The 17189-nt window shown below is 59.1% G+C and carries 15 protein-coding genes; 9 read left to right on the plus strand and 6 right to left on the minus strand.

The window, feature by feature from the left end; genetic code table 11:
• Positions 1-22: 22 nt before the first annotated feature.
• Positions 23-559 carry an inorganic diphosphatase gene (locus QP400_RS03890; protein WP_004807280.1) on the minus strand — a complete coding sequence of 179 codons (537 nt, stop codon included), beginning with the start codon at positions 557-559 and terminating at the stop codon, positions 23-25.
• 101 nt (positions 560-660) lie between these two features.
• Between QP400_RS03890 and dacB the strand changes: the two genes are divergently transcribed.
• The 5 genes from dacB (at position 661) to folE (ending at position 6507) form a co-directional block, all read left to right on the plus strand.
• The gene (gene dacB / locus QP400_RS03895) at positions 661-2136 is read left to right on the plus strand and encodes a D-alanyl-D-alanine carboxypeptidase/D-alanyl-D-alanine endopeptidase (protein WP_004807281.1); all 1476 of its coding nucleotides are present in this window, start codon (positions 661-663) and stop codon (positions 2134-2136) included.
• Positions 2137-2141: 5 nt separating this feature from the next.
• Positions 2142-3212, plus strand: coding sequence for a tRNA lysidine(34) synthetase TilS (tilS, locus tag QP400_RS03900; protein ID WP_004807284.1), 1071 nt, complete (start codon positions 2142-2144; stop codon positions 3210-3212).
• A gap of 62 nt (positions 3213-3274) precedes the next feature.
• The gene (gene hpt, locus QP400_RS03905; RefSeq protein WP_040315281.1) at positions 3275-3826 is read left to right on the plus strand and encodes a hypoxanthine phosphoribosyltransferase; all 552 of its coding nucleotides are present in this window, start codon (positions 3275-3277) and stop codon (positions 3824-3826) included.
• Between the two features lie 87 nt (positions 3827-3913).
• Positions 3914-5932, plus strand: coding sequence for an ATP-dependent zinc metalloprotease FtsH (gene ftsH, locus QP400_RS03910; RefSeq protein ID WP_004807287.1), 2019 nt, complete (start codon positions 3914-3916; stop codon positions 5930-5932).
• A 5-nt stretch (positions 5933-5937) separates the two neighbouring features.
• A complete protein-coding gene (folE, locus tag QP400_RS03915) occupies positions 5938-6507 on the plus strand; it encodes a GTP cyclohydrolase I FolE (RefSeq protein WP_004807290.1) in 570 nt (189 codons plus the stop codon).
• Here folE and QP400_RS03920 read toward each other — a convergent pair.
• The 3 genes from QP400_RS03920 to speC form a co-directional block, all read right to left on the minus strand.
• On the minus strand, positions 6497-7405 hold the full coding sequence (locus QP400_RS03920; RefSeq protein ID WP_048706778.1) for a DMT family transporter: 909 nt from the start codon (positions 7403-7405) through the stop codon (positions 6497-6499). The genes folE and QP400_RS03920 overlap by 11 nt on opposite strands.
• Before the next feature lie 124 nt (positions 7406-7529).
• The gene (gene potE, locus QP400_RS03925; RefSeq protein ID WP_004807294.1) at positions 7530-8981 is read right to left on the minus strand and encodes a putrescine-ornithine antiporter; all 1452 of its coding nucleotides are present in this window, start codon (positions 8979-8981) and stop codon (positions 7530-7532) included.
• A gap of 43 nt (positions 8982-9024) precedes the next feature.
• The gene (gene speC / locus QP400_RS03930) at positions 9025-11226 is read right to left on the minus strand and encodes an ornithine decarboxylase (RefSeq protein WP_048706779.1); all 2202 of its coding nucleotides are present in this window, start codon (positions 11224-11226) and stop codon (positions 9025-9027) included.
• 518 nt (positions 11227-11744) lie between these two features.
• On the opposite strand from speC, the gene folP reads away from it, so the two are divergent.
• The 4 genes from folP (at position 11745) to QP400_RS03950 (ending at position 15071) form a co-directional block, all read left to right on the plus strand.
• A complete protein-coding gene (gene folP / locus QP400_RS03935) occupies positions 11745-12596 on the plus strand; it encodes a dihydropteroate synthase (RefSeq protein ID WP_004807297.1) in 852 nt (283 codons plus the stop codon).
• Positions 12593-13852 carry a 2-amino-4-hydroxy-6-hydroxymethyldihydropteridine diphosphokinase gene (gene folK, locus QP400_RS03940; protein WP_004807299.1) on the plus strand — a complete coding sequence of 420 codons (1260 nt, stop codon included), beginning with the start codon at positions 12593-12595 and terminating at the stop codon, positions 13850-13852. Before folP ends, folK begins: the two co-directional genes overlap by 4 nt.
• A complete protein-coding gene (locus tag QP400_RS03945) occupies positions 13852-14328 on the plus strand; it encodes a DUF3180 family protein (RefSeq protein ID WP_004807302.1) in 477 nt (158 codons plus the stop codon). Before folK ends, QP400_RS03945 begins: the two co-directional genes overlap by 1 nt.
• A gap of 170 nt (positions 14329-14498) precedes the next feature.
• The gene (locus tag QP400_RS03950) at positions 14499-15071 is read left to right on the plus strand and encodes a DUF4232 domain-containing protein (protein WP_004807304.1); all 573 of its coding nucleotides are present in this window, start codon (positions 14499-14501) and stop codon (positions 15069-15071) included.
• Here QP400_RS03950 and radA read toward each other — a convergent pair.
• Positions 15068-16459 (minus strand): DNA repair protein RadA, encoded by a 1392-nt coding sequence (radA, locus tag QP400_RS03955; protein WP_004807305.1) that lies wholly within the window; start codon positions 16457-16459, stop codon positions 15068-15070. The two genes, QP400_RS03950 and radA, sit on opposite strands and share 4 nt — an antisense overlap.
• 35 nt (positions 16460-16494) lie before the next feature.
• Positions 16495-17166: a potassium channel family protein gene (locus QP400_RS03960; RefSeq protein ID WP_004807307.1), complete on the minus strand. Its 672-nt coding sequence runs from the start codon at positions 17164-17166 to the stop codon at positions 16495-16497.
• Positions 17167-17189: the final 23 nt, after the last annotated feature.

Below are 17189 nucleotides of genomic sequence, written 5' to 3' on the forward strand. Positions count from 1 at the left end.
CAAAACTCTTTTTAGGTGAAGCTTACTGCTCGGGCTCGATCACCGGAACCGGATTTACTGCGTGCCCGCCGGCAGCAATGCGATCCTGTTCGCGCTTGATAGAGACGCGAATTTCTTCTTCCGCCTCTTCGCGGCCAACCCAGTGTGCGCCCTCGACCGATTTGCCGGGTTCTAGATCCTTGTACACCTCGAAGAAGTGCTGGATTTCCAGGCGGTGGAACTCAGAGACGTCCTCGAGCTCGGTACGCCATGCCATGCGCTGATCAGCGGTGGGAACTGCAACAACCTTGTCGTCGCCGCCCTTCTCGTCGCGCATGCGGAACATTCCCAAGGCACGGCAGCGGATGACGCAGCCGGGGAAAGTTGGCTCTTCAAGAAGCACCAGAACGTCGAGCGGGTCGCCGTCCTCGCCTAGCGTGCCGTCGATAAACCCGTAATCGTCTGGGTAACGGGTAGAAGTGAACAGCATACGGTCCAAGCGGATGCGACCAGTTTCGTGGTCGACCTCGTACTTGTTCCTATTCCCTTTCGGGATTTCGATGGTTACATCAAACTCCATTTAAGAGCCCTTTCAACAGTTGGGTCGATGCGATAATAACCCAATGGTACCGGTACAGTTAGACTGGTCGTTACACAAAACAGGACTGTGAGGCGGAATAGATGCGAAAGACAGTAGCGGCAGCCACTATTGGCACGCTTCTGCTAGTGGGCGGTTCAATCACCTACGGCGCCCTGGACGCTTACGACGTAGTTCCGGGCGTGTTTACGCTTTCACCAGCGCCGCCATCGCCGCAACCAGTTCCTACCGCTGCCGCCGTGGCTGCCGAACCGACGCCGGCTCAGGCCGATGCGGCCAAGGGGGAGTTACCGAACTCGGAGCAGGTCCAACAGATCGCAGCTTCCCTGTCGGGAAAGATCAAGAAGGCGGCTACCGACGCGCGGGCCGCGGCTAAAGCGCAGGCCGATGCCGAGGACGCCCAAGAGAAGCCGAATGCGGACCAGGACAAGGGCGAGGTCGAGCCCTCCCTGCGCGTGGGCGTGTCTGTTCTGGACGTGGCCACTGGCAAGGAATTGGCAAATGTGGCCGCAGGTACTCCGCTCACCCCTGCTTCTTCAACGAAGGTGCTTTCGGCGGTGGCTGCTCTGCAGACGTTGCCGGCAGACACCACGTTCAAAACTAAGGCGGTCTTTGCCGGGGACACGGTGACCTTGGTAGCGGGCGGCGACGAAATGCTCGCGGCGGGCTCATCGAATCCCGCCGTCGTCAACGGGCGGGCTGGACTGGCAGATTTGGCGGCCCAGACCGCGCAGGCGCTGAATAAACAGGGCATCGGCTCTGTGAAGCTGACCTATGACACTTCTGCTTTCGGTACCGATCAGGTCAACGCGGACTGGGACGGGTACATGCAGTTTGTTACCAAGATCCAAGGTCTTGGCATGAACGCGGGCCAGGATTCCTCCAAGAATGACTTGCAGACTGATCCGGCGCAACGGGCAGCAGCGGCCTTCAAAGAAAAATTAGCCGCCCAGGGCATCAGCGTGAACGGGCCTACCCCTGGCAAGGCCGCCAAAGCGGCCACGGTCGTGGGCCAGGTAAGCAGCGCTCCCGTTACCGATGTGCTGCGCCACACCTTGAAGCCTTCCGACAACACGATGGCTGAAACGGTTTGCCGAGCAGCGCTGGTATACGCGGGCAAGGAACCCAGCTTCGAAAGCGCCGTCACCATGGTGCGCGAGGCGGTGGGCAAGCTGGGAGTGGATCCCTCCGAGGTCCTCCTGCGGGATTGCTCCGGACTGTCAGACAAGGGGAAGATCTCCCCGCACGCCCTGGCCAAGGTGCTCCAGCAGGCGGCCGTATCAAAGAACCCCACCTTGCGGTCACTGCCGTCGATGCTGCCCGTGGCTGGGCTGGACGGCACCCTGCACAATCGGATGGTTTCGGGTGCGGGCACCGGAAATGTGCGCTCCAAGACTGGCACGCTCGATTCGGCCCGCTCCCTTAGCGGCTACGTACACACCGCTTCGGGGCGTCCACTGGCATTTTCGATCATTGTAAACGGCTACGACGACGAGGCAGCCGGCGGGGTAGTTGAGGCCATCGATTCGGTAGCTACCGAATTCGCAGAACTGAAGTGAGGGGAATGAAGAAGGCAAGCGAACTTGTAGGAGCCACTCCGTCCGCCCAGGTGCGGCCTGTGTCATTGGCGCTGCGGCGGGCAGTAGCTACCTTCGACGCGCTCGCCCCCTCGCTACCCATTGTCGTGGGCTGTTCCGGAGGCGCCGACTCGCTAGCGCTTGCCACCTGCCTGATTGACGCCGGTTCACGAGCCGGGCACGACGTGTACACGATCACCGTCGACCACGGTATCCGCCCCGAATCCACCGCCGAGGCCGAAGAAGTAGTACGCAAACTTACCTGGTTGGGAGCCGACAAGGCAGTGCGCGAGCAGGTGCAGGTCGGCTCTGCCGGAGGCCCCGAAGCTGCCGCCCGCGACGCCCGCTACGAAGGACTAGCCCGAGCGGCAGCCGAACTTTCTGCCGCGGGCGCGCCCATCTGGCTCGGCCACACCCTAGACGACCAGGCCGAGGGCGTCCTCCTCTCGTTAGCGCGCGGCTCCGGCACCCATTCGTTGGCGGGCATGCGCCAGGGCTTCGAGGGCGGCCACGTGCACTCGCGGATTCGCCCCCTTCTAGGGTTGCGGCGGGCAGACACGGAAGCCTGCTGCAACGGGCTTGGGCTCCAATACGTCGTGGATCCGTCCAACAAGGCGGACGGGCCGTGGAAAACTGCCGACGGGCAGGCGCTGCGCCGGGCTGCCTTGCGAGAGCGCGCCCTGCCCGCCCTAGCCCAAGCGCTGGGCAAAGACGCCGCGCCCGCACTAGCCAAATCCGCCCTCCTGGCCCGGCAAGACGACGAGGCCCTGGAAGCGATGGCCCAGACCATCCTCGCCGAGGTAGCGACCGACGAGGACGGGCAGATACTTCTACAAGCAAACGCGCTGGCCAGCCACCTACCAGCCCTGCGCAGACGCGTGCTTCGCCTAGCGGGCGCCCGGGTGGGTCTTACGGAACTTACCGCCACGCACCTGCAGGCGCTCGACGCCCTCGTCAGCAACTGGCACGGCCAGGGCCCGGTAGATCTGCCGGCAGGGCAGGCATTGCGCGAGGCAAAGACGGGCCGGATGTGGCTGCGGGCCACTTCAGAAAGGTGATCTTGTTCTAGTCCGGTACTGCTCGGGCCCACTGGTAGGTATTTATGCCTATTATTAGGAGAGTGGATGCAAAAGATATGGGCACGGACCTAGAAGAAATTCTTATCTCCGAAGAACAGATGCAGGCTCGGCTAGCCGAAATGGCAGCGGAAATCGACAAGGATTACCAGGGCAAGCGCCCGATCGTGGTGGGAGTCCTGAAGGGCGCCGTCATGGTGGTAGCTGATCTGCTGCGCAAGATGCACACCGAAACTCTGATGGATTGGATGGCCGTATCCTCTTACGGTTCCGGCACTAAGTCTTCTGGCGTGGTGCGTATTCTGAAGGACCTGGATTCTGACATTCAGGGTAGGGACGTGCTCATTGTCGAGGACATTATCGATTCCGGTCTTACCCTGTCGTGGCTGGTCACGAACCTGAAGGCAAGGGGTGCGGCTACCGTGCAGATCGCGGCTGCGCTGCGCAAGAAGGAAGCCATGAAGGCTGACCTGGACGTGCGCTACGTCGGCTTCGACATTCCAAATAAGTTTGTGGTCGGGTATGGGCTCGATTTTGCGGAGCAGTACCGCAACCTCCCCTTTGTGGCCACTTTGGCCCCGCACGTATACGCTTAGTGTTCACCGCTAGCGCATAACCGGTAGGGGCAGTTCTACTTCCCGCTAGGCTTTTGTTCATAGTCTCAACTTGAAGGGATCCCATTAATGGCGACGGCTAAGAAAAAGGCGCCCAAGCGTAACTATCTCGCATGGTTTTTGCCGTTTTTGATTATTGCGTTGATTATTTGGGCGGCGACGCGTCTTTTTGCTCCTGCCGAGGTCGACACGTCCGAGGGCGTGGACCTGCTGAAGGGGGACACGGTTGCTCGCGCCGTGGTCAATGATGGATCGCATCTGGTTACCCTGAATCTGAAGAAGGAATACAAGCCGAAGGTTCGCACTGAAGAGAAGTCGTTCTTGGCGTCTGCTCCGAAGCCGACTAAGAAGGTGCAGTTCCAGTACACCGATGGGCAGGCCAAGGATTTGGCGAAGCTCATTTCCGATGCGAAGCTCGACAAGGGCTACAACTCGCTGTACCCGGTGCCGTCTTGGTGGCAGGGCATCGTGCAGATGTTGCTGATGATTGCCGTGTTTGTGGGCATTTTCTGGTTCCTCACCTCGCGGATGCAGGGCGGGGCCGGCAAGATCATGAACTTTGGCAAGTCCAAGGCTCGCATGAAGGATGCCGATGCGCCGAAGGTGCGTTTCACTGACGTGGCGGGGGTCGACGAGGCCGTTGAGGAACTGCAAGAGATCCGCGAATTCTTGTCCACTCCGGGCAAGTTCCACCAGCTGGGTGCCAAGATTCCGAAGGGCGTGCTGCTGTATGGCCCTCCGGGCACCGGTAAGACTCTACTTGCTAAGGCTGTTGCTGGCGAGGCCGGGGTGCCCTTCTACACCATGTCCGGTTCCGAGTTCGTAGAAATGTACGTGGGCGTGGGCGCTTCGCGTGTGCGTGACCTGTTTGATCAGGCTAAGCAGAACGCTCCGGCGATTATCTTTGTTGACGAGATCGACGCGGTGGGCCGTCACCGCGGCACCGGTATGGGCGGCGGCAATGACGAACGCGAACAGACTTTGAACCAGCTGCTCGTCGAGATGGATGGTTTTGACGAGAACACGAACGTAATCATGATCGCCGCTACTAACCGTCCGGACGTGCTGGATCCGGCGCTGCTGCGGCCGGGCAGGTTCGACCGGCAGATTTCCGTTGAGGCTCCCGACATCAATGGCCGCTTCGAAATCTTGAAGGTACATGCCAAGAACAAGCCCATGGTGGATTCCGTGGATCTGCGCCAGATTGCTAAGCGCACCCCGGGCTTTGCCGGTGCTGATCTGGCGAACGTTCTGAACGAGGCCGCGCTGCTGACGGCCCGTTCTAATGCGGACCTAATCGACGAGCGCGCCCTCGACGAAGCTATCGACAGGGTGATCGCGGGACCGCAGAAGCGCACGCGCGTAATGCTGGCGCACGACAAGCTGGTCACTGCGTATCACGAGGGCGGGCACGCGGTTGCGGCCGCTGCGTTGCGGTACACCGATCCGGTCACCAAGGTGACTATCTTGCCGCGTGGGCGCGCATTGGGATACACGATGGTGATGCCGAACGAGGACCGCTATTCGAAGACCCGCAACCAGCTGCTCGACGAACTTGTCTACGCGATGGGCGGGCGAGTCGCCGAGGAATTAATCTTCCAGGATCCGTCTACGGGCGCCTCTAACGACATTGATAAGGCCACCCAGACGGCACGCAAGATGGTTACCGACTACGGCATGTCCGACAAAGTGGGCACCATCAAGCTGGGCTCAGAGGACACCCAGCCGTTCCTGGGCCGCGAGATGGCTTCGGGCTCGGGCATGTCCGGCGAGTTCGCCGCCCTCGTCGACCACGAGGTGCAGGCACTGCTAGAACGCGCCAACAGGGAAGCGTGGCAGGTGCTGTCCGCTAACCGGCACGTGCTGGACCGGCTCGCCGAACGGCTGCTGGCAAAGGAAACGGTACTCGAAAACGAGCTAAACGAGATCTTTGCCGACGTGCACAAGCAGCCAGAGCGGGCCGTGTGGGCTTACAACGCGGACGCCGCGGTGGAGGGTACTACCTTTGGTGACCCAATCGGTAACGACGCGGATGCGCAGACTCCGTCCCAACCCGTTCCCCCGCAGATTGATTCCGCTACCGAATAAAATCCATGAGTAACAATTTCGATTACGAGCGCGCCCGCCAGGCCGCTTATGACCTGCTGTGTGCCATTGGCGAGGACCCGTCCCGGCCGGGACTCGAGGAAACCCCTGACAGGGTGGCGCGCGCCTGGCGCGAACTGTCGGTGGGTCTGCACGAAGATCCGGGCGCCCATTTGGAAAAGCAGTTCGAGGTCGGCACTGACGAGATCGTGCTGATCCGCGATATCCCGTTCTATTCAGTGTGCGAACACCACCTGCTGCCGTTCTTTGGCATGGCGAACGTGGCGTATTTGCCCTCGCACGGCAAGGTCACTGGGCTGTCGAAGATCGCCCGTTGCGTCGAGGGCTTTGCCCGCAAGCCGCAGGTGCAGGAACGCCTTACGGCTCAGATTGCAGACGCCATTGCGGACAAACTGCATGCCGCTGGGGTGGCAGTAGTTCTAGAGGGCGAGCACCTGTGCATGACGATGCGGGGCATCAAGAAGCCGGGGGCAAAAACGGTTACCTCGGCACTGCGCGGGCAGATGCGAAGGAATCAGGCTACTCGTGCCGAGGTATTGCGCCTAATTACGCACTAGGCGTCGAGCTAACCGAGTACTTCTTTGCCTTGCGGGCCGAGGATAATTCCGAGGCGATAATCGCCGCTACGATCAGCCCGCCGCCCAGAAGCAGACGCATCGTTACTGATTCGCCGCCGAATATGACTGCGGTGATCGCTGCGAAGACCGGTTCGGTGGTCATGATGATGGCCACCCTGGTCTGACTAATACGTGATTGTGCCCAGGTTTGCAGCAGCATTGCCAGCGAGCCGCCCAGTAGCGCCATGTAGAACAGGGCGAACCAGGAAAAGGCGGTGTGGGGGATAGTGATGCCGCCCGGCGCCGCTAGCCCCAGCGACAGCAGCCCCATCATGATGAGCTGGGTAGATGCCAGTGTCGAGGAGTCGGCCCGCTTCGAAAAACGGCCGAGCATTACGATATGCAGCGAATAGCAGATGGAGCCCGCAAGGGTGTAGATCTCGCCGATGCCAAAAGAGAATCCGCGCAGCGAGAGGATCGCCAGTCCCAGCGTTGCAACCACAGAGGCGTATATGACGGTTGGGCGGGGAGGCTGTCGGTAGATGACCAGCAGCAAAATTGGGGTCATCACCGCGTACATGCCGGTAATAAAGCCCGAAATGGAAGCATCTACGGTAGCTAGACCGATCGATTCAAGGTATTGCGCGCCCACGTATAGGATCGCCAGAATAAAGCCGTAGAACCAGGCTTTTTTGCTCGCCCTCAATACCTGCTTGTGGAAGATGAGCGCCGTGAAGATGGCGGTGAGCCCGAACCGCCACCCCAGAAAGTCCAGTACCGGGATCTCGGTGGTGACTTTCTTGATCATGAAGAACATGGACCCCCAGATAGTCGTAGCCAGTATCAGGCCCAGGCTGGGGAGCAGAGTGCCGACTGACTTGGTGGGGGAGGAAAACATGGCTAAGAGCTTTCGTTGACTGTTAGAAGAGGGGAACTTTAGTAGTTATTTGTGCTGGTCGCACATAGAAGTGTGGCGCAGCAGCCGAAGCTGCCACGCCACACCTTTTTGGTTCAGGAGCATCCTATAGGGCTTCTGCGCCACCTTCTACCTTGGAAGAACCTTCTGTGAGTAGATCGTCCTTCTTGGGGTCGTAGTGGTCAGAGAGCCTGGAGTTCTCGTCTACCTCGTGCTTGTAGCCCTTCAGGTCCATGACCTTGGGAGCTGCAAGACCGAACAGCAAGAAGCTGAAGAAGAAGACGAGGGCGCCGCCCATCATCGCAGATTCGCCTGCAGTGTAGAGCGCGTAGCACGAGTAAATACCAGCAATAATTGCGACGATATTGGTGATGCGCGCTTCGCGACGAGGAACGTTGGAGACCTTCTGCATTACCATCAACGAGCCCATGCAGAGGATGTACGGGACCACGTTGGTGATAACCGCCAGGTTGACCAACACCTCGAACTGCTCGGACAAACTTGGGCTGATTGTCATCAGCGACAGCAGCGTCTGAGCGATGGTAATGATTACCATGCCAACGATAGGTGCGTTTGCCTTGGTGACCTTGGTGAAGGCCTTCGGCATCATGCCTTCCAGAGCCAGCGAACGGGCCACCTGGGCGATGGTGAACTGCCAGCCCAGCAGGGAGCCGAAGCAGGAGATAACCATCATTGCCAGCACGATCTTGCCGATGGTCGGGTTGAACATCTGCGAGAACGCTAGGCCGAACGGGCCGTTGGAGTTAGCAAGGGCCTTGTAATCGACAATACCGAACATGACGTTAGTGGAAACGATGTACATGGCAGCTGCACCCAAGCAGCCACCCATAACCGCTAGCGGTACGTTCTTCTCGGGGTTCTCGACGGAGTCCGAGTTTGCGGACGCCGACTCGATGCCCAGGAAGCCCCACAGGGTCATTGCAATAGATGCGCTGATAGCGGGGAAAGTACCCATGTGGTGCGGGTTCCATGCGTTTACCCACATGTGGCCGCTGAACCAGAACCAGCCGATGATCGAGATACCTGCGACGGGAATGATCACGCCCCAGATAGTGAAGGTCGACAGCTGGCCGGTAATGCGAGCGCCACCGAAGTTGAGCACGGTAGCTAGCCACAGGGTCACAATGGTAAGAACGCCAACCAACAGCGGGCCGTTGCTCATCTTGTCGGTGTCAACCTGGAAAAGGCTGAGGGCGTAGCCAACCGCCGAGATCGCAATTGCGATGTTAGCGATAACCAACGAGATGAAGTAGGCGAAGTTGGTTAGGAAGTTACCGGACTTGCCGAATGTGTATTCTGCATAGCCGCCCATGCCGCCCGGCTTCTTGGTGTAACGTCCGGCTTTTGCGAATGCGTACGCCAACAAAGTCGCGCCACCAGCGGTGATGATCCACGACAGAATCGAGATCGTACCGACTTGGGCTAGCTTGGTGGGGAGCATAATGATGCCCGAGCCCATCATGTTAACCATGGTGAGCACCGTGAGCTGCACTACGCTCATGCGCTTCTTATCAGGAGCGCTCTTAGTGTCTGACATATCTTTCCTTGTATCTGCGAGATGAGATTACTAAGGGGCTACCTTAGTTTTCCTTGAGCGCTTCTTCCTTCAGCACGTAGCCGTAGGCGCGCTGGCGGCCGTCTTCCTCGGTGACCATGTGGACACCCTGGAGCTCGGGAGCGAATCCGGGCAGAACGTTGATGCCTTCCTCAAGTGCCATGAAGTACTTGAGCTGGGAGTCTCCCCAAACCTCGCCCGGAGCAACACAGATGATGCCCGGAGGGTAGGGCAGAGCGCCCTCGGCAGCGACGCGGCCTTCGGCCTCTTCGATCGGAATGAAGTCGATCTGGCCACGCAGGAAGGCGAAGTTTGCCTTCTGCGGGGAGGTAGCTGCCTTCGGGAAGTGCTCCTCGCGGAACATGTCCTTCTGCAGCTGGGCCACGGTGCGGTCCTTGTAGAAGTCGTGCATCTCCTGGCACAGCTGACGGATGGTGTAGCCCTCGTAACGGTCGCGGTTGGCGGCGTAAATGTCGGGCAGAACCTCCGAAAGCGGAGCGTCCTCTTCCACGAGCTTTTCGAAGCGAACCAGAGCAGCAACCAAGTCCTCCATCTTAGAGAGGGTCTCGGCCGGAGTCATCAGGAACAGAATCGAGTTGAGGTCGTTCTTCTCCGGGATGAAGTTCTGGGTGCGCAGGTAGTAGCAGAGGATATTGGCAGGAATGCCGAAGTCCTCGTACTCGAAGCCGCCGGTCTTGTTGATCAGGCCGGGAGTGGTCAGCAGCAGCTTCATCGGGTCAACGAAGTACTGGCCCTCTTCATAGGAATCGAAGCCGTGCCAGGACTCGCCGGGAACGAACTCGAAGTACTTGCGTTCCTTCGCGATCTCCTCGGTATCTGCATCTTCCCAAGCCTTGCCGTCCACAGTCGGCGGCACGAACGGCTTTATCAGGTGGCAGTTCCGCAAAATCATCTTGCGGGTCTCGATACCGACGCGAATAGCGTCTGCCCAGAGCTTCTCGCCGTTGCCGTTGGCGTGCATCTGAGCGTTCACGTCCAAGGAGGCGAAGAGCGGGTAGTAGGGGCTGGTCGAGGCGTGCATCATGTAGGACGCGTTGAACTGGTCGAAGTTGACGTAACGATCCTGGTCCTTGATGTGCGAATCCTTCTTGTGGATCTGCGAGGCCTGCGAGAAGCCGGCCTGCTGCTTGTGCACAGACTGGGTGACGATGATGCCCGGATCCTCCGGTCCAAGCTCCAGTTTCATCGGTGAGCACGGAGCCATCATTGGGATCCACTGCTCGTATCCGACCCATGCGGAGTCGAACAGGATGTAATCGCACAGGTGACCAATGCGGTCAACTACCTGACGTGCGTTGTAGATGGTGCCGTCGTAGGTGCCTAGCTGGATGACAGCGAGGCGGAACGGACGCTTCGCATCCTTCTTTTCGGGGTTAACCTTGGCGATGCGCTCGCGCAGGTAATCCTCTTCGAAGCAGTGCGAATCGATGCCACCGATCAGGCCGAAGGCGTTACGGCCGGTCTCTAGGTAAACGGGGTCTGCGCCAGCCTGGGTCAGTGCACCAAGGTGAACCGACTTGTGGTTGTTGCGGTCGAACAGTACCAGATCACCGGGGGTGAGCAGGGCGTTCAGCACAACCTGGTTAGAAGCAGAAGTACCGTTCAGAATGAACCAAGTATTGTCAGCGTTGAAAATCTTGGCAGCATTCTGGGTTGCAGCAGCCGGCGGGCCATCGTGGATCAGCAGGTCACCCATTGAAACGTCAGCGTTGCAAAGGTCGGTGCGGAACACGTTGTCGCCGTAGAAGTCGAAGAAACGGCGTCCGGCAGGGTGCTTGCGGTAGAACTGGCCGCCCTGGTGGCCGGGGCAGTCAAATGCGGTGAAGCCCTTCTCGTGGTACTTCACTAGGGAGCCGAAGAACGGGGGCAGGATCTTGTCCTCGTACTTACGGGCCGCTTCTTCAACCTTGCGGCCGTAGAAAGCGGACTGGCCGGCGTCGGCAGAGATAGCCCCATAAATGCCTTCGAAAGACTCTGGAGACTTGTTACCGGCGACAGTGAATACGGGAATGCCCCATCCGGTCTCTGTGATCTCTTGTAGAGTCCCGTTGGTTAGGTCTTCACCTTCCAAAATGACTACGGATACATCGGTGTAGTCGGTGTCCTCGACACGTACCACTTCGCGGTCGGTCGGAACGAATTCATTCTCTTTCTCAAACAGTGTCGAGCTAAGCGCTACTTTGCCCTGTTTGGCCAAAGAACTCACCCCTTCTGAAGTAAGTATTCATATTTCTGGCAACGCCTGAGTCACCAGAGCGTGCACGGATAAATCTCCAAGCTACGCCGCATCTAGTTTTACACTTGTGCATCAATCATGAAAGGACTTAAGTCTAGGAGGCGAGATGGCCAATTTCTGGCTAAATTTCGCCTAATTTGATTAAAAAATACGCAAAGGTAGCAGGTGGCACGGGGTTGCCAGTGTCCTGTACGCCACTTTTTTTTAAAATCTATTAAAAAAGATGTTGTTATGCATATTCTTGTCATTTTCAACTGTTTTTCAGTGTGAGGTTGTATGTACAGCTGCGTTGTTTCCCGGGAACCGGGTTTGTCTTTGTGGGGAAAAATAGTTGCGCAGAAAAGTAAAAAGTGCGATATCGCATGAAGTGCTGGGGCGGCTATTTGTGAGATAAATTGCCATAAATTGCCAAAACCTTCCGGGTGGAATTCTCGCAGGTCTTCCGCGTCAACACTCGTTAAAGGGTTCCTTTTCGCTAGGATTAAAGGGTGAGCAACTCCAGCATGAAAACCCTGTTGATGGCCGTCTGTAACGTCACCCCCGATTCCTTCTCGGACGGGGGCGATCACCAAGATCCTGCTCAGGCGATCGAATACTCCTTGAATGCCATATCCGCCGGGGCGGATCTGATTGACGTCGGTGGGGAATCGACACGGCCGGGTTCCACCCGCATCCCTGCTTCCGAAGAGATCAGACGGATCGGGCAGGTTGTGCAGGAACTAGTGAACAAGAATATTAAGGTTTCGGTCGACACTATTCACGCTGCCACTGCCGAATATGTGCTTTCGCTGGGGGCTTCCATAATTAATGACGTCTCTGGGGGCGCCTACGACCCGGACATGATGTCAGTCATCGCCGATGCAGATTGCGATTACGTGCTCCAGCACATGCGCGGCACTCCGGACACCATGGATCAGCTCACTGATTACCCAGACGGGCTAGTGTCTACCGTGATCACAGAGCTGACGCGCTCTACTGAAAAGTTTGTTGCCGCTGGGGTTTCGCCCTCGCGCATCATCTGGGACCCGGGGCTTGGCTTTGCGAAGACCTCGGCTCAGTCCTGGGCACTCTTGGGGGCAACTGGCGAATTAGTGAAGGCAAGCCCATCAGGAAAAGTGTTGATCGGTACCTCGCGCAAACGCTTCCTGCAGAGCGCAGTAGCTCAGGGGAGACGCCCTCTTCCTGACTGGGACGGAATCCACGCGCACGAGCGTGACCTGGTTACCGCAGCCACCTCCGCCCTCGCCGCTACCTCCGGCGCTTGGGGAGTGAGGGTGCACGATGTGGCCCGCACTAAGTCAGCTTTAGAAATGGCAAAACGGTGGGAGGAAGACGCATGAGCGACCCCAAGGACTGCATTAGCCTGGTTGGCATCACCGGCTACGGCAAACACGGTGTGTACGACTTTGAACGTGAAGAGGGGCAAACCTTCACCGCCGACGTCGACCTGTACACCGACACCCGTACGGCAGCGAGCACTGACAATCTGGAAAACACCATCGACTACTCCGTGCTAGCAGAAGATATTCGTTCCATCCTGGCAGGCCCGCCCTCCAATCTGATCGAACAGGTAGCCGAGCACGTCGCCCGCGTCGCGTTAGAAACCGGAGCCGTTGCTACCCGCGTATGCATTCATAAGCCCGACGCTCCGATCGAGGCCAAGGCCAAAGACGTAACAGTAACCATTTGGCGGGGTGCAGAGGTCGTTCAGACTGTCTCTGACCTGCTGGCTGCTAATAGTGGGGACCTGCCGAACGGTAGCAAAGCGGCTCCGGTTCCGGACTTGGACGAGGCCGCAGCGCGGCTGCCCGCCTCGGGGCAGACGACCCTGGACATCCCTGCAACGCGTACCGCGGTGTTGGCGTTGGGTGCCAATCTTGCCGATCCCATCGTGACTTTGCGTCGAGCGGTTGCCGACCTGGACAAGGTAGAAGGCATTACCGTCCGGCAGGTTTCCCCCCTGGTGCGTTCGGCAGCGGTACTGGAAAAAGACCAGCAGGGACAACCCGACTACCTCGACGCAGTGCTGCAGGTAGAAACCTCCCTGGCTCCGCTGGAACTGCTGCACGAATGCAACAGGATCGAAGACGCTCATGGGCGCATCCGCACCGAGCATTGGGGCCCGCGGACCCTGGACATCGACATCATCACCATAGAGGGAGTCCACAGCCAAACGGAGGAACTAACCCTGCCTCATCCGCGGGCAAGGGAACGAGCCTTCGTGCTGGTGCCGTGGGCACGCATGGATCCGAGCGCCAAGTTGGGCACCGAAGCTATCAGTGACCTGGCCGAAGTCGCTCCTGACCGGGCGGGCATCAAGCGCACGTGGGAAAACTGGTTGGACGTAGTAGAGGCCGCCCGCGAGGACGGTGAACCGGCACCCTTCACCGGTACGCTGCCGCTACCTTCCTGGGAGGCTGTGGTTCGGGGCAACCAAACCATCCGCGTTGTAGACGACGACGGCGGATTCAGCCCGGTAGGGGCAATCCCGAAGATTCCGCAGCCGGCTCCAAAGAAGCGCGGCGTGTTCGGGCGAATGTGGGATTTCCTGCGGCGGGAGCCCACGCCATCGCCAGAGCCGAAAGATGAGCGCTAGTGGTACACCTGAAGTGGTGGGCGTATGCCCTATTAGTGGTTGCTGGAGCCGGAATTAACCTGGTTCTTTCAGCGGTGCTGTTGGCTCTGGGGGAACTGCCCCCAACCCTGCATCCGATAGTGGGGGGCTTGATCGCAATAATGGCGCTGGCGCTGCTGTGGGCTGGGCGGCGGGTGGTTGCCTACCGCAAAAAGAAGAGTTCGATGAGCCCGATTGCTGCGGCCAACATCGCTTTGCTTGCCCAGAGCGCTTCAATTTTTGGGGCGTTCCTGGCGGGCTTTGCCGCCACCGGAATAGCGGTTGCTTTGACCCAGTTGGGGGCGCATCGTGAAAGCGCCGCCGTATCGGGTGGGGTGGCACTTCTAGCAGCAATATTTTTCCTAATAATCGGGTTGCTAGTACAGCACTGGTGCCGCATCGACGATGACGATGACGAGGGCGAAGATGGCCCGCCCCGCACCGCCCAACCTGCTTAAATAAGTCTTCCCGGCGTGCCAGCTCCCGCCTGCCCGCCCCGGCCGGTACGGTCGGTTATATGAGCCCAACTAATCGCAACCGCCCTAAAGCAAAACAAACAAATCGGTCGCGACCAGGTTCAACGCGCCCAAAAAAGACTAGAAAAAGACCCACTAAGGGCCAGTTCTGGGTGCGGCGGATAGTAGCTCTAGCGATCCTTATCGGACTGGTCTGCTTTGCGGTATATGTAGTCAACTGGGCAAAGGGCAAACTGGCTGAGGATCAACAGGTTGCCGCTCACAAGGCTAAGCAAGAGGCGCAAATTGAAATGCCGAAGGATTGCAAAGCGGGAAACCTAGAAATATCGGTTAGCCCTGAACAAACCGTCTACCCAGTAGGCGGGCAAGTAGGGTTGGTACTTTCCCTGAAAAATACCGGGGGTGCGCCCTGCACTGCGGATGGGTCTTTTGCGCAACTGGGCGTGCACATCAAGAGCGGCGATCAGAACGTTTATTATTCCATCCCTTGTAATAAAGATCTGCCCGCCAAGCCACTCCTGCTAGATAAGAATCAGACCTGGCAGGATACCCTGGAATGGGACACTTCCACTGCGGACAACAAATGTCAAGCCACCGGTAAGGCAGCGGCCGGGACATACAAACTTATCCCGGTACAAAACGGCAAAGAATTCCCAGGCCGGCAGGCCATAGTGAACTTGGAAGGCGAATCGGAAAAGGCCCCGTCCGAGGGCGAGGACAACTAGTCCTTCTTCTGCCTGGGCAACCCAGCCCCGACTGCCTGGGCAACGTTGGATACCGGCAGCAGCTGCATGCCCTCTGGAGCCGTAAGCTCGTCGGCGCCCTGGGAGGGCACGATTGCCACCTTGAAACCAAGGCGGGCTGCTTCCCCTAGGCGTCTTTGCAGGCCAACGCATGCGCGCAATTCGCCGGTAAGGGATACCTCGCCGCAAGCAATCCAATGCGGGTCGGCCACCCGGCCCGTAGCGGCAGAAACCACCGCCAGCGCGGTAGGCAAATCTATAGCCGGCTCAACGGCCTTCGCACCGCCGACCGTGGAAACGTACACATCCTGGTGAGTCAGATCCAGCCCCAGCCGGGCCTGCAACACGGCCAAAGTCATTGCCACCCTAGAGCGGTCTAATCCGACGGCTGCCCGCCGCGGCGAGCCGCCCGAGACCGCGGGAGCCACCAGCGCCTGCACCTCGGTTGGCATGGGGCGCCGCCCCGCCAAACTGACCGTGGCACATGTGCCCGGAACGGCCTGGCGATCTTGCGACAGGAACAATCCGGAAGGATCCTCTAGACCGATGATCCCCTTTTCCCCTAGCTCAAAGCAGCCCACCTCGTCAGTGGGGCCGTAGCGGTTCTTGACCGCCCGCAACAGCCGCAGCCGCGAGTGGCGGTCGCCCTCGAACTGGCACACGACGTCAACTAGATGCTCCAAAATGCGGGGACCGGCGATGCCCCCGTCTTTAGTTACATGCCCTACCAGCAACACCGGGATAGAGCGAGATTTGGCTGCCTGGATAAGTGCGCCCGCTACCTCGCGCACCTGCGCGACGCCGCCTGGGGAGCCTTCTACCTGCGCTGACGCGAAAGTCTGGACGGAGTCGGCCACTACCAGCGAGGGCGAATTGGCCTCGATATGACCTAGCACGGTACCCAGGTCTGTTTCGGAAGCAAGCAACAAAGAAGGATCCAGTGCGCCGATCCGCTGGGCGCGCAGGCGCACCTGCGAAGCCGATTCCTCGCCGGTCAGGTACAGGACTTTACCCATGCCCTCCTTGCGTGCCTCCGCTGCCGCCTTGGCCGCCACATCTAGCAGCAGAGTTGATTTTCCAACGCCCGGTTCCCCGGCTAACAACACTACTGCGCCGGGCACTATGCCGCCGCCGAGTACGCGGTCCAATTCGCTAACCCCGGTGGGGCGGGCGGTAGCAGCATCGCCGTCTACCTGCGCAATTGGCAGCGCCTGCTTTACCGGGGTGGTAGCGGCAGATTTGGTGCCAGCCGGGCCGGCCCCGACCTCGTCAACCGTTCCCCACTGCTGACACTGCCGGCACTGCCCCACCCACTTGGGTGAAGTCCATCCGCATTCACTGCACCTGAAAAGCGTCTTTTGTTTGGCCATATTCCCAACCTAGCCGCTGCCACCGACAGATGGCGCTAGGGGCGTTCGGCGAAGCGCTCAAGTAGTTCGGCGTCGCCAGAAACAATAATGATGTCGTTCTTGTCGATGCGCGTATGGGGGGTGGCGTATTCGAAGGGCTGGCCGGGGCTCATTACCCCTAGGATGACCACGCCAAAACGGGCCCTGATGTCCAATTCATCCAGTGTGAAGCCGTAGCATTCCTGCGGCGGCCTCATCTTCACAATCGAGAAGCCCTTGCGGTCCATCTCGATGTAGTCGAGCATGCGCCCGCTTACCAGGTGAGCGGTACGCTGGCCCGCGTCGAATTCAGGGTAAACCACGTGGTGGGCACCGATGCGCTTCAGGATTCGACCGTGTTCACGGCTAGTGGCTTTTGCCCAGATGGAAGGCATGCCTATGTCCACTAAGTTGGCGGTGATCAGCACGGAAGCTTCTAGCGAGGTGCCAACGCCTACCACGGCGTTTTGGAATTCGCGGGCCCCAAGCTGCTCCAGCGCTTCCATGTTGGAGGCGTCGGCCTCGACCAGGGGAAGGCGTCCCTGCCACCGCTGCACAATCGTGGGGTCCTTCTCTACCGCCAGGATTTCGCGCCCCAGCGAATCGAGTGTTGCCGACACTGCGGAGCCGAAGCGGCCTAGACCGATTACCAAAGTTGCGGATGCCTCGGGGGCGTCTTTCTTAGCCATAGGCCAATCCTAAACCGATTTGC

The sequence above is a fragment of the Winkia sp. UMB3158 genome (assembly GCF_030217145.1).
In the GTDB taxonomy this organism is placed as follows: Bacteria; Actinomycetota; Actinomycetes; order Actinomycetales; family Actinomycetaceae; genus Winkia; species Winkia anitrata.

Bases quoted from the DNA above. Each gene is read 5' to 3' on its own strand.
- QP400_RS03890 (WP_004807280.1), bottom strand. From the start codon at position 559: ATGGAGTTTGATGTAACCATCGAAATCCCGAAAGGGAATAGGAACAAG.
- QP400_RS03920 (WP_048706778.1), bottom strand. From the start codon at position 7,405: ATGTTTTCCTCCCCCACCAAGTCAGTCGGCACTCTGCTCCCCAGCCTG.
- folK (WP_004807299.1), top strand. From the start codon at position 12,593: ATGAGCGACCCCAAGGACTGCATTAGCCTGGTTGGCATCACCGGCTAC.
- tilS (WP_004807284.1), top strand. From the start codon at position 2,142: ATGAAGAAGGCAAGCGAACTTGTAGGAGCCACTCCGTCCGCCCAGGTG.
- ftsH (WP_004807287.1), top strand. From the start codon at position 3,914: ATGGCGACGGCTAAGAAAAAGGCGCCCAAGCGTAACTATCTCGCATGG.
- radA (WP_004807305.1), bottom strand. From the start codon at position 16,459: ATGGCCAAACAAAAGACGCTTTTCAGGTGCAGTGAATGCGGATGGACT.
- folE (WP_004807290.1), top strand. From the start codon at position 5,938: ATGAGTAACAATTTCGATTACGAGCGCGCCCGCCAGGCCGCTTATGAC.
- potE (WP_004807294.1), bottom strand. From the start codon at position 8,981: ATGTCAGACACTAAGAGCGCTCCTGATAAGAAGCGCATGAGCGTAGTG.
- QP400_RS03960 (WP_004807307.1), bottom strand. From the start codon at position 17,166: ATGGCTAAGAAAGACGCCCCCGAGGCATCCGCAACTTTGGTAATCGGT.
- dacB (WP_004807281.1), top strand. From the start codon at position 661: ATGCGAAAGACAGTAGCGGCAGCCACTATTGGCACGCTTCTGCTAGTG.